This is a genomic window from Hymenobacter montanus, assembly GCF_014699115.1.
Lineage (GTDB): Bacteria > Bacteroidota > Bacteroidia > Cytophagales > Hymenobacteraceae > Hymenobacter > Hymenobacter montanus.
Genome location: NZ_JACXAD010000007.1, coordinates 16,387 through 28,185, shown reverse-complemented (window position 1 = coordinate 28,185; position 11,799 = coordinate 16,387). Strand labels below are relative to the sequence as shown.

Sequence of the window (11,799 nt, the reverse complement as noted above, 5' to 3'; positions counted from 1 at the left end):
AAGGCCCCTTGCGGGAGCACCTAAGGTTTAACCTCCCACGCCGGGCACACCGACCCAGAATCCACTCTATAGCCGTATCCCAGTCCTTATCGTCTGGCTCCCCTCTCCTGAGGCTTCGCGCATGAAGCGAACTGGGGCCGGGGGTGAGGTTGCGCCCCGGGTACACGAAGCACGTTACTTTCTCACTATCGTCGTGGCCGCGCCCTGGGCGCCGGCCAGCACCTCGGCAATGGTCACGTGCGGCGGTCGGGTCACCATAAATACGATGATGTCGGCAATATCTTCGGGGCGCAGGGGCTCGAAGCCCTCGTACACCTTGGCCGCCCGCGCCGTGTCGCCTTTGAAGCGCACCTGCGAAAACTCCGTGGCTACGGCCCCGGGATTTACCTCGGCCACCCGGACGCCGGTGGGCAGCAGGTCCAGCCGCATGGTTTTGGTGAGCATGCCCACGGCCGCTTTGCTGGCGCAGTACACATTGCCGTTGGCGTAGGCCTCCTGCCCCGCCACGGAGCCGATGTTCAGAATGAAACCCGTTTGCCGGGCCGTCATGCCCGGCAGCAGGGCGTGGGTCACGTTGAGCAAGCCGCGCACGTTTGCATCGAGCATCTGGTCCCAGTCGGCCGGGTCGCTAGCCTGCACCGGTGTCAGCCCGTGGGCTCCCCCGGCGTTGTTCACCAGCACGTCGGGAGCTCGCAGCTCGGCCGGTAGCGTGGCGACGGCCGCCTGCACCGCCCCCCGGTCCCGCACGTCGAACACCAGAACCTGGACGGGCGCCGGGGCCAATTGGGCCGCCAGCTCCTCGAGCCGCTCCCGCCGCCGCCCGGTTACAACCAGCTGAAACCCGGCTCCGGCCAGGGCAACGGCCGTCGCCCGCCCAATGCCCGACGACGCCCCGGTGATGAATGCGGTTTTCATAGCTTGTTTAGCTGTTGGCTGTTGGTCAGACCTTAAGGGTAGCGCTTTAGGGTACCGTTTTTTAGGAATTAAAAATGTGCTGGTCCATTTTTAATTCTTCATTTTTAATTTTTAATTCTTTCCTCCTCTGCGAGAACTGCACTAATAACCCGCCGGTAGCCGCCGGCAGCTCAGTTTTGGATGTTGATATACAGCGTCACCGTGTTGGTGCTGATGCTTTGCAGGCTCCGGCTAAAAACGTCGTTGTGCGGCACCAGCAAGTTGCGCAGGCCGTGCGAGAAGCGCAGCTCCGGCGCCAGCTTGAACAGGGGATAGAACAAGTCCATCCCCACCCCATACTCCAGCGTCAGGTCGCTGCTCACGGCCTGCAGCTGGTTGCGCATGGGGTCGCTGCGGCGGCTGCTAGCGGTGATAATCGGGTTGATTCCCGCCAGCATGTACACCCGGGAGTTGCGCCGACGGTTCGACTGATACTTAAGCAATAAGGGGAATTGAATTACCGTCGAGGTCACCTCCTGGGTCAGGATTGAATCCGGGTTGGGATAGCCCCGCGGAAGAAACTCCACCTTGCGGGTGAGAAAGATAACCCCCGGCGCAAACCGCAGAATAAACGGCGAAAATGCCGGGCCCAGGCGCGCGTCGCCAATAAAGCCCACTCCCAGGCTGGGGCTATACACCGAGTTGGCGATAACGTTTTGCCGGTTGGTGTAAAGCGCCGACTGCTCAATAACAAACCGGGAGGCCGTGAGCCCAATGTACATGCCGGGATGAAACCAACGCTCGTCGTAAGCCGGCAGGTTCTTCACCGTGATGGACTTGACTGCGCCGGAATGGCTGCGGTTGATTTTGGAAGTCGATTTGTGTTGGGCCAGTGCCGCCGTGGGCACCAGCAACCCCCAAAGCCCCAGCAGGGCCAGTCGTTTTATTTGTGCGCCGTGTAAACGGAACTGATGCCGAATGTAAGTGGTTGCCATGAAGGTTGGTTGAAACCGACTTTGGTTAGGATGGCCAGGAAGTCGGGCCCGTCGGGAAATGCCTGCACCGAAGCCGGCAAATAGGTGTACGCCGATTGGTCTTTGGAAATCAACTTGCCGAACACCGGCAAGACCCGACGGAAGTAAAAATTATACGCTTGCTTGAGCGGAAATGCGGTCGGCTTGCTGAACTCCAGAATCACGAGCTTTCCGCCGGGCCGCAGCACGCGCCGCATCTCGGCCAGGCCGGCCTCCAGATGCGCGAAATTACGGACTCCAAAAGAGGCGGTCACCGCGTCGAACTCGCCATCGGCAAACGGCAGGTTTTCCGAATCGCCGAGTTCGAGCTGAATGCGGTGGCCCAGCCCTTTCGCGGCCAGCTTCCGGCGCCCCACTTCCAACATGCCCTCCGAGATGTCGACCCCGGTCACGTGGGCGTCGGTGGCGGCGGCGCGCAGGGTTTCGATGGCGAAATCGGCCGTGCCGGTGGCAATATCCAGAATGCGCGCCGGGCGCAGGGCCTTCAACTCGTCCACCGCTTTGCGCCGCCAATAAATGTCGGTGCCGACACTGAGGAAGTGATTGAGAAAATCGTACTTGCCCGCGATGGAGTTAAACATCTGGGCAACCTGCGATTTCTTATCGGCGGAATTGTCTTTGTAAGGTAATACGGCCATGAGCGGTGCAAAGAACGGAAGTGAAGCGGAAAAATTGTTCTTCTCCAACGCCTAACAGGACTGGTTTGTTAGCGGAATACGGGAGAAGGAGCCACCGAGGCCCGATTTGAAATACAAAAAAGCGGGCCGGACAATGTGCCCGGCCCGCTTGGCTCGCTAAAGGCTAAAGACTTAAACGACTATTCATTTTTAGTCTTGATTTTGGTCTTATCACCGTTGGCATCTTTGGCTTTGCCATCCACTTCACCATTCTTGGTTTTCGTTTTGGTCTCGCTGCCGTCGGGCGACTTGGTTTTCACCTTCACTTTATCGGAATCCTCGTCAACCTTGGTTTTAACCTTGGTGCCATCAGCCATTTTCACCTTGCTCTTGCCAGGGGTCAGCGGCACGGCGGGGCCAGCCGGGGCCGGCGCGGGGGCCGCACCTGGGCTCGGCGGCGTCGCACCTTCCACCATCACGGGCTTAAACTCGGCCCGACGGTTGAGCTGCATGTTCTCCGGCGAATCGTTCGGGGCGGCCGGACGCCGCTCGCCGTAGCTCACGGTGGTCATACGGGATGCGGCAATACCCTTGCTCTTCAGGTACTTGAACGCGGCATCGGCCCGGTTCTGGCCCAGCACCATGTTGTACTCGTCGGTGTTGCGCGAGTCGCAGTGCCCTTCGATCGAAATGTTGATGCCCGCGTTGGCCGTCAATATCTGGCTGATATTGTTCAGCTCCGTGATGGATTCGGGACGCAGCTTATACTTATCGGTGTCGAAGTAAATGTTCTTGAACGCCATGGCACTGGTCGTGTCAATGTAGTTCACGTAGAAGTTCTTGGTAATCGTCGTCGAGTCATTGGTCGACACCGGAACCGCGAACTCCTGCGTTTCGATGTTCTTACCATCCTTGCTCACGGCCACCTGGTAGGTGCGGCCCGAAAGCACGGCTACCTGATAAGCCCCGTTGTACTTGGTGACATCGCGGAAGCTCAGCGCCGTTTTATCGGCCTGCGTCCCGGTGAAGACCAGCTCCACGCCCGGAATCACGGTCGTGCTATCCTTCGACGAGAACACCTTGCCCCGGATGTTGGCGTTCTTGATGTAGTTGATGGTGTACAAGTCTTTCTCCCCGTAGCCACCAATGCGGTAGCTGCTCAGGTAGGCGTACGAGCCGTCCGGGCTCAGGCGATAGTACGAGTCGTCGTCGGGGGTATTGATGGGATAGCCCATGTTCTGAGCCGCGCCCCACTTGCGCCCCACGCTGTCGAACTCCGACTTGAAGATGTCGTAGCCGCCCATGGTATTGTGGCCGCGCGAGGAGAAATACAGGGTTTTGCCGTCTCGGCTGAGGTAGGGGCTGTCGTCGTCGTACCGGGTGTTGATGTTGCCCCCGAGCGACTTAGGAGTACCAAAATCCGCGTCAATGCTGGGGCGGGTCGCCACGTACAGGTCGAGGGTACCATCCTCCGAGTACCTGCCGGTAGAAAAGTAGAGCGTCAGGCCATTGGGAGTAATGTAAGCGTCGCCTTCGTACGACTTAGAGTTGATATTACCATCCAAGGGCTTGGGGGTACCCCACTCGCCATCGGGTTTCTTCTCCGACACAAAAATATCGCCGTTGTTGTCGTTGCGATACATCAGCAGCTTGGTGTCGTTGTCGAACAGCTGGGTCGAGGCATCGTGGCCTTTGCTGTTGAGCGCGGCGCCCAGCGAGCGGGGCTTCTCCCAGTTCTCATCGTCGATGCGCTTGGCCTCGAAGATGTCCTCGTAGTACTCGCCATCGGCGGCAATGCTTTTATTTTTCGCGTCGGTGACCTTGCCCTTGGCCCCCGTTACGTCTTCGCCCCGGGAGGTGAAGATCAGCATTTTATCATCCGACGAAATAACCGGGCTGTGCTCCGAGAACTGCGTGTTAATGGTGGGGCCCAGGTTTTTTACAAAGATGTCCTTGGGCGAGTTAAACTGCACTTTGGCATTTTTGCTGTGCTGAATGAGTTGGGCCAGGCCCTCTTTGCGCTGGTCGTTCTTTTTTAGCGTGGCGTTGTAAGCCTGGAAGTGCGCCACGGCCTCGTCGAAGTTATAGTTGAGGTGGTCGACCCGCCCGAGCCAGTACTCCACATCTTTCGACACTTTCGGCTTCAGCTTCTGCGCCTTGTAAATGTAGTCGCTGGCCTTTTCCTTATCGAATGACATATAGGAAATACCGGCGTTGAACAACGCCTTCGCGTTATTCGGTTCTTTAGCCAGCACTCGCTCGTAAAACGGGAGGGCCGCGCGGTAGTTTTCCTGCTCGAAGAACTTGTTGCCGGTCTTGAGGTCTTTACGCGTGCTTTGCGCCTGTGCCGGAGAGCTGATGGTAGCGGTGAGGGCAACAGCGCACGACGCTTGTAGTAACCTTCTGGATAAGTTGTCCATTGGAGGAGTGTTTTGAAGAAAAAGGAGTTTCTGAGGGGGGTGTAAACAGAGATATGCCGGGTATAAAGCAAGGACCACAAGCTACGTTGGGGCCTTATACTGAAAAAATACAGAAGGGTTAATCGTTAATCGCTAGCCGCAGTCATTAACGGCTCACCTTGCATAATGGATTGTCGGGAAAGTGTAAAAAGATAAGTTTTTTGCCCTCTTAAGCGGTTTCAAGCAAAATTTCAAGCATTTAGAAGCCGGGTAACTCCATGGCCGGGCTCCCAAAGCTAACGGCCATGCCGCGCAAATATAGAAGCGCTCCTGCAATAGCTATTCATTACGCTCTTTTTATTCGCTCGACGGCCCATTGTTTTCGGGTGTAATTTTGAGGCTTGTTCCCGTTTTCCCTATCTCCTGCGTCGATGCTGATTCGTGATGCCCGCTTTTTAACCAGTAATTCCCGGGCCGATTTGTGTCCGGCACCCACGCTGCCCGAATACGCCTTTATTGGCCGTTCCAACGTCGGGAAGTCTTCGCTTCTTAATATGCTGACGGGCCGCAAAGGCTTGGCCAAAACGTCGGCTTCACCCGGAAAAACACAATTGATTAATCATTTCTTAATTAATGAGGAATGGTACCTGGTTGATTTACCGGGCTACGGGTACGCGAAAGTGAGCAAAACAGCCCGGGCCGAATGGACGCGCATGATTAATTTCTATTTGCGGCACCGCCCTAACCTCATGTGCGTGTGCGTGCTGATCGACTCGCGCCATCCGCCGCTGCCCGCGGATTTGGAGTTTATGGAGAAGCTCGGCGAAGAAGGCATTCCTTTTGTAATGATTTTCACCAAAATAGATAAGCAATCGACGGCGCAAACCAAGGCCTTGCTGGCGACTTATCTGCAAAAAATGGGCGAGACCTGGGACGAGCTCCCCCGCTACTTTCAGACCTCGGCCGAAACCGCCGCGGGGCGCGATGAGGTGCTCGCCTTCATTGCCGATGTGAATAAACAATGGAGCGCCACTGCCACCGCGAATGCGTAGATTGGCCCTTAAATTGCCAAGAGCGGCCAAGTCCGCATCGGGTTAAAACCTTATCCTTTTTGCTTCCGCACTTTATTTATGACGAAGAAACCATCAATTACGCGCCTGTTTCTAGGCTTACTGCTGACGGCCGCCGTGCCAGCCGCAGCCCAAACGACCCAGCCGGCTCCCAAGGCGACCACTGAGCAAGGCACTGGTATTCAATCGGTAGGCAAGGCTATTCCGGTGGCCGAATACTACGAGGGGGGCCAGGAGGCCATGTACGCCTTCATTGCCAAAGAGCTGAAATACCCAATCATGGCCAAACGCAACCGGATTCAGGGCCAATGCGTGGTGAGCTTCACGCTGAATCCGGACGGGACCATGCAAGGCGTTAAGCTGGTGAAGCAGGTTGGCGGCGGCACTGGCGAAGAAGCGCTGCGGGTCGTGCGCCTGCTGAAATTCAAAAAGCCGGAATACCCCATTCTCACCAGTCTTCCCATCGTGTTTAAGCTCGGCGTAACGGGCTCGAACGCAACTGAATAAGTCCAATTAGCAGTTAGCAACGAGTGGTTTGCCGGGCATTTCGGGACGCTAGTGCTTCCTTTGTGCTTTGCTCATTGTCAACTGTTGATTGCCCACTGCTAACTGTTTAATCAAAAAAGAATGCCTTACGAACTGCAAGAGTTGGCTGCCATCAGCGGCATGCCTGGTCTTTACCGCCTGGTGCGCGCCGCCCGCCACGGGGTGCTGGTAGAAAGCCTCGACGAGAAAGCAACCCGCTCCCTGGCCCCGGCCCGCAACAAAGTGTCGCTGCTATCGGAAATTTCCATCTACACCCAGGACCCCGAACAAACCGTGCCACTTACCGAAGCGTTCGAGCGCATTTACCAGCAGTACGGCGCCACGGCCCCCGTCACGGCTAAGTCGAGCGAAGCTGAGCTGACCGATTTCATGGCCCGCGTCATTCCCGACTACGACCGCGACCGGGTGTACCTCTCCGATATTAAGAAGCTGGCTACTTGGTTTGGCATCGTGAGCAAGCACGTGCCCTACCGCGAAGCTGAATCCACCCAGGAGGCTACCGCCACCGAGCCAAGCGCTCCCGAGCCGGTTAGCCCCGGCGACGCACCTGCTGCCACCGCCGACGCGGCGAGCGAACCAGTAGCCGCCGCCCCGGCCAAGAAAAGCCGTAAAAAGGCCGAATAAGACCGCCGATTTCCAAAAGAAAGGCCGCTCCTACCTTAGAAGCGGCCTTTCTTTTGGGCTTACGGCTCCTACCTGGCAGCCTTGGCACTCTTGGAACCCACTTTTTCTTCCTGGGCGATTAAGGCTTCGGCGTGCTCGACCAGCTCCTTGCTGCCAATGAAAATGGGGCACCGCTCGTGCGGGGTTTTGGGCTCAATTTCCATGGTACGCTGCAAGCCGTTGCTGCTGCGCCCCCCCGCCTGCTCGACGATGAAAGCCAAGGGGTTGCACTCGTACATGAGGCGCAGCTTGCCCTGGGGGCTCTTGGCCGTGGCCGGGTACATGTAGATGCCGCCCTTGAGCAGGTTGCGGTGGAAATCGGCCACCAGCGAGCCAATGTAGCGGGCCGAGAAGCTGTGGTCTTTGCAGTGCTTCACAAAGGCGGCCACCCCGGGCGAGAAGGAATCCGAGCTGCCTTCGTTGATGGAGTAGATATTGCCGGTTCGGGGCGTGGCAATGTCGGGGTGCGAAAGGAAGAATTCGCCCAGCGAATGCTCGTAGGTGAACCCGTTAACGCCGTTGCCGGTCGTGTACACGAGCATGGTGCTGGAGCCGTAGATGACGTAGCCGGCCGCTACCTGGTGGGTGCCGGGCTGCAGGCAATCGGCCGTGGTGCCCTCGCGGCCCGTGGGCGATACGCGGCGGTAAATGCTGAAAATGGTGCCAATGCTCACGTTCACGTCGATGTTCGACGAGCCATCGAGCGGGTCGATAGCCACCACGTACTTGCCTTGGTTGTTGCCGGTTTGAATCATTTCGTCGTCTTCCTCGGAAATGATGGTGCAGACCTCGCCGCCGTTGCGCAAGGCCCGGATAAAGCGGATGTTGGCGATGACGTCGAGCTTCTGCTGGTCTTCGCCCTGCACGTTGCGGTTGCCGTAGGCGCCGGCAATATCGATGAGCCCGGAGCGGTTGATTTCGCGGTTGACAATTTTGGCGGCCAGCGCGATGTCGCGCAGCAGCTGCGACAATTCTCCCGTGGCGTAGGGAAAATCCTCCTGCTTGCGCATGATGAAGCGGTCGAGGGTAGTGCCGACGGGCAGGGCCAGTTTGTTGTGGTCCATAAAACGAGTTGAGTGGGAGAGCTTGCGACAAATTTACCCGGTTTTAGCCGAGAACGTGCAGTTCGTAGCCGACGCCGACCGGGGCTAGCCCGAAAAACAGCCTTCCGGGGGTGGAAAAGTACGCAGCAGCTGAGAACTGGCCTTTCCGGCTTAGCTGCCTACTTTTGGGCCTTATGAAGGAATGGTCCACTCTGGAAGTACACAAGTTTGGCGGCGCCTCGGTGAAGGACGCGGCGGCTATTTTAAACCTTCGGCACATTGTGCAAACGCACCCGGGGCCGCTGCTCATCGTGGTATCGGCCATGGGCAAAACGACGAATGCGCTCGAGGAGATTTTTGGGTTAGCGTACACCAGCCAGGATTATACTGGTCCCCTGGGCCGCCTGGTGGCGTTTCACCACGAGGCCGCCGAGGCCTTGGCCACCGGAACGAGCCCCTCCACGGCCGCCGATATCAGAGAAGGGTTCCGCGATGCTTTGCGGGAGCTGGACGAGCAGTTGGCGGCTGTGAGCTCGGCCCGCGACTACGACGAGCAGTACGACCAAGTGGTGAGCTTTGGGGAGTTGTTTGCCTCGCAGTTCGTGGCCCACGTGCTCAACGACACCCGACCGACCCGCTGGCTGGACTGCCGCCCGCTGGTGCGCACCGACGAAAGCTGGCGCGAAGGCCGCGTGAACTGGAAGCTGACGGAGAACAACCTGCGCACCACCGTGCCGCCCCTGCTGCGCGAGGCGAGTACGCTGGTGACGCAGGGCTTTGTGGGCGGCACCACCAAAGGGCGCACTACCACGCTCGGCCGCGAAGGCTCCGACTACACGGCGGCCATTCTGGCCTACTGCCTCCGGGCCGCGAGCGTAACCATCTGGAAAGACGTCGCCGGCCTGCTCAACGCCGACCCCAAGATCTTCCCGGACACGGTGCGCTACCCCGAAATCAGCTACCGCGAAACCATCGAGATGGCCTATTACGGGGCCTCCGTCATTCACCCCAAAACGCTGAAGCCCCTGGCCGACCGCAACATCCCCCTGCGGGTAAAGTCCTTTCTGAACCCCGAGGCTGAGGGCACCCTCATTCACGACTGCCAGCATCCGCCCCTGGCGCCGGCCTTTATTTGCAAAACCGACCAGTGCCTGCTGTCCTTTGCGAGCAAGGATTTCGCGTTTATCTCCGAAGAGAACCTGGAAGTAATCTTTGGGGCCCTCGCCCAGGCCAAGCTTAAAATAAACGTGATGCAGAACTCGGCCCTCAGCTTTTCGGTGTGCACCGACTTCTCGGAGCGCCGCATCAACAAGCTGCTGGATCTGCTGCGGGAGCAGTTCACCCTGCACTACAACACTGGCCTGACGCTCTTTACCATTAAAAACTACGACGCGGCCAGCGTGGCCCGCCTCACCGCCGGGCGCGGGCTGCTGCTGGAGCAACGCACCCGCAGCACCTTCCAGTTTGTGTGCAAGTAGCCCGCCGCGGTTAGCCGGGTCAGTGGCCCGCCACGCGTTTCACTTAGTTTTCACCTTTTATTGGCGGAGCACAGGCTTCGCCCTACGGCATGGAATTCATTCTCGTAACTCCCCAGGCCCGGCCGGCCATGGCCCTCATTCAGCTTAACCGACCCAAAGAGCTGAACGCGCTGAACTTGCAGCTGATGCAGGAGATTCGTGACGCTTTAAAAGCGCTGGACGACGACGAGGCCGTGCGCGTGGTCATCATTACCGGCAATGAGCGGGCCTTCGCGGCTGGGGCCGACATCAAGCAGATGGCGGGCAAGTCGGCCATCGACATGCTCAGTGCCGACCAGTTCAGCACCTGGGACCAGATTCGGAAGTTCCGCAAGCCGCTGATTGGCGCCGTATCGGGCTTCGCCCTGGGTGGGGGCTGCGAACTGGCCATGACCTGCGACATGTTGGTGGCGTCGGAAACCGCGCAGTTTGGGCAGCCCGAAATCCGCATCGGCACCATGCCGGGCGCCGGCGGCACGCAGCGCCTGACCCGCGCCGTGGGGAAAGCCAAAGCCATGGAGATGGTGCTCACCGGCGAATTCATCTCGGCCCAGGAGGCCCACCGCGTGGGCCTGGTGAACCGCGTAGTGCCCGTGGGCCAGTACCTGGAAGAAGCTTACCGCCTGGCCGCCAGCATTGCCGCCATGTCGCCGGTAGCGGCCCGCCTGGCCAAGGAATCGGTCAACCGGGCCTTTGAGACCCACCTGGACGAGGGCCTGCATTTCGAGCGTAAGAACTTCTACCTCACCTTCGCTTCCGAAGACCAGAAGGAGGGCATGGCCGCTTTCGTGGAGAAGCGCAGGCCGAAATTTAAGGGGAAATAATTCTTTAGATGTGAGAAGTGTGGTTTAATGCGGAAATGTGGAAATGTACTTCATAGTAAAGAATATTGACAAAAGGCGGCCGTTTCGTTGCTGAATGCGTACTCTTCAGCCACTCGCTGAATCAGCACATCTTCACATCAAATCACATTTTTACATTAAACCAAGATGGCCGTTCTCGTGGGCAAGCGCGCCCCTTCCTTTAAAGCCGTAGCCGTTATCGATGGCACTTTCGAAGTAGATTTCTCGCTGGACCGCTACCTGGGCAAGAAGCACGTGCTGTTCTACTTTTACCCCGCCGACTTCAGCGTGGTGTGCCCGACCGAAATCCTGGCTTTTCAGGACCGGCTGGAGGAATTCGAGCGCCGGAGCGTGGCCGTGGTGGGCTGCTCCACCGATTCGCAGTATGCCCATTTGGCCTGGCAGCTCATGCCGCGCGACCGGGGCGGCATTGCCGGCGTGAAATACCCGCTGGTGGCGGATACTACGAAGACTATCGCGGCTAATTACGACGTGCTAGGCGGCCACTACGACTACAACGAGCAGGGTGAAATGACCTTCGTGGGCTCACCCCTGGCCTACCGGGGGCTGTTTCTCATCGACAAGGACGGCATTGTGCGCCATCAATTGGTGAACGACCGGCCCCTGGGCCGCAGCCTCAACGAAGTGCTGCGCATGATTGATGCCCTGCAGCACTTCGAGAAGAACGGCGAGGCCTGCCCCGTCGACTGGGCAGCGGACGCCCAGTCTTAGCATGGTTGGTTGCTGTTCACTTAGTCAATAAGAGAAGAAATTTTGGAATCACTTTTGCAGGCTTGGTTACAAGAATCAAACAAAATTGCTCGTCTCTAAAGCTATAAAGTAGTTGAGATGATGAAAACTAGGAAGCGTTTTGAATACCGAATTGAACAGGTAATATTCGACAAAGGAGAGTCGCGGGACCAACAGCTCCTCGATTTATTGAATTATGTAGGTCAGGAGGGATGGCGTGTAAGCAGCCTTGTGGTTGAGCCGCGCCTTGCAAGCAACGAGAGCAAAATCAAGGTATTGCTGGAAAGGGAAGTAGATGATGAAGGAGAAGTCACCTGATTTGGAGGCAATATTTTCACGTTCAAATCTACTGGCTCTCAGATACCAACATCTAGCGGGATAGGTTTATAGAATTCAGATAGTAGCTATAAGGCTTGATACCGCT

12 protein-coding genes are annotated in these 11,799 nt (G+C 57.8%); 7 read left to right on the top strand and 5 right to left on the bottom strand.

All coding sequences use genetic code 11. The features are described 5' to 3' along the window. Positions 1-174: 174 nt before the first annotated feature. The 4 genes from IC235_RS07755 to IC235_RS07740 all read right to left on the bottom strand — a co-directional run bounded on the left by IC235_RS07755 (position 175) and on the right by IC235_RS07740 (position 4,965). Positions 175-915 (bottom strand): SDR family NAD(P)-dependent oxidoreductase, encoded by a 741-nt coding sequence (locus IC235_RS07755; RefSeq protein WP_191004605.1) that lies wholly within the window; start codon positions 913-915, stop codon positions 175-177. Between the two features lie 170 nt (positions 916-1,085). Beyond that, positions 1,086-1,889, bottom strand: a complete 804-nt coding sequence (gene porT, locus IC235_RS07750) for a type IX secretion/gliding motility protein PorT/SprT (RefSeq protein WP_191004604.1) — start codon at positions 1,887-1,889, stop codon at positions 1,086-1,088. Further along, complete coding sequence (gene ubiE / locus IC235_RS07745; protein WP_191004603.1) at positions 1,838-2,566, bottom strand: bifunctional demethylmenaquinone methyltransferase/2-methoxy-6-polyprenyl-1,4-benzoquinol methylase UbiE; 729 nt, start codon at positions 2,564-2,566, stop codon at positions 1,838-1,840. Before ubiE ends, porT begins: the two co-directional genes overlap by 52 nt. Positions 2,567-2,745: 179 nt before the next feature. Further along, positions 2,746-4,965 (bottom strand): OmpA family protein, encoded by a 2,220-nt coding sequence (locus IC235_RS07740; RefSeq protein ID WP_191004602.1) that lies wholly within the window; start codon positions 4,963-4,965, stop codon positions 2,746-2,748. Positions 4,966-5,375: 410 nt separating this feature from the next. On the opposite strand from IC235_RS07740, the gene yihA reads away from it, so the two are divergent. The 3 genes from yihA to IC235_RS07725 all read left to right on the top strand — a co-directional run bounded on the left by yihA (position 5,376) and on the right by IC235_RS07725 (position 7,184). Beyond that, complete coding sequence (gene yihA / locus IC235_RS07735) at positions 5,376-5,996, top strand: ribosome biogenesis GTP-binding protein YihA/YsxC (protein WP_191004601.1); 621 nt, start codon at positions 5,376-5,378, stop codon at positions 5,994-5,996. Positions 5,997-6,074: 78 nt separating this feature from the next. Continuing rightward, positions 6,075-6,521, top strand: a complete 447-nt coding sequence (locus tag IC235_RS07730; RefSeq protein ID WP_191004600.1) for an energy transducer TonB — start codon at positions 6,075-6,077, stop codon at positions 6,519-6,521. Positions 6,522-6,641: 120 nt separating this feature from the next. Further along, on the top strand, positions 6,642-7,184 hold the full coding sequence (locus tag IC235_RS07725) for a DUF5606 family protein (protein WP_191004599.1): 543 nt from the start codon (positions 6,642-6,644) through the stop codon (positions 7,182-7,184). A 68-nt stretch (positions 7,185-7,252) separates the two neighbouring features. Here IC235_RS07725 and fbp read toward each other — a convergent pair whose 3' ends face one another. Further along, positions 7,253-8,287 (bottom strand): class 1 fructose-bisphosphatase, encoded by a 1,035-nt coding sequence (gene fbp / locus IC235_RS07720; RefSeq protein WP_191004598.1) that lies wholly within the window; start codon positions 8,285-8,287, stop codon positions 7,253-7,255. A gap of 173 nt (positions 8,288-8,460) precedes the next feature. On the opposite strand from fbp, the gene IC235_RS07715 reads away from it, so the two are divergent. From IC235_RS07715 to IC235_RS22020, 4 genes are all read left to right on the top strand, one after another. After that, on the top strand, positions 8,461-9,744 hold the full coding sequence (locus IC235_RS07715) for an aspartate kinase (protein WP_191004597.1): 1,284 nt from the start codon (positions 8,461-8,463) through the stop codon (positions 9,742-9,744). Positions 9,745-9,833: 89 nt separating this feature from the next. Next, positions 9,834-10,607 (top strand): enoyl-CoA hydratase-related protein, encoded by a 774-nt coding sequence (locus IC235_RS07710; protein ID WP_191004596.1) that lies wholly within the window; start codon positions 9,834-9,836, stop codon positions 10,605-10,607. A gap of 165 nt (positions 10,608-10,772) precedes the next feature. Continuing rightward, the gene (locus IC235_RS07705) at positions 10,773-11,357 is read left to right on the top strand and encodes a peroxiredoxin (protein ID WP_191004595.1); all 585 of its coding nucleotides are present in this window, start codon (positions 10,773-10,775) and stop codon (positions 11,355-11,357) included. A 120-nt stretch (positions 11,358-11,477) separates the two neighbouring features. Beyond that, positions 11,478-11,693, top strand: a complete 216-nt coding sequence (locus IC235_RS22020) for a hypothetical protein (protein WP_223847141.1) — start codon at positions 11,478-11,480, stop codon at positions 11,691-11,693. The last annotated feature ends 106 nt before the right edge of the window (positions 11,694-11,799 follow it).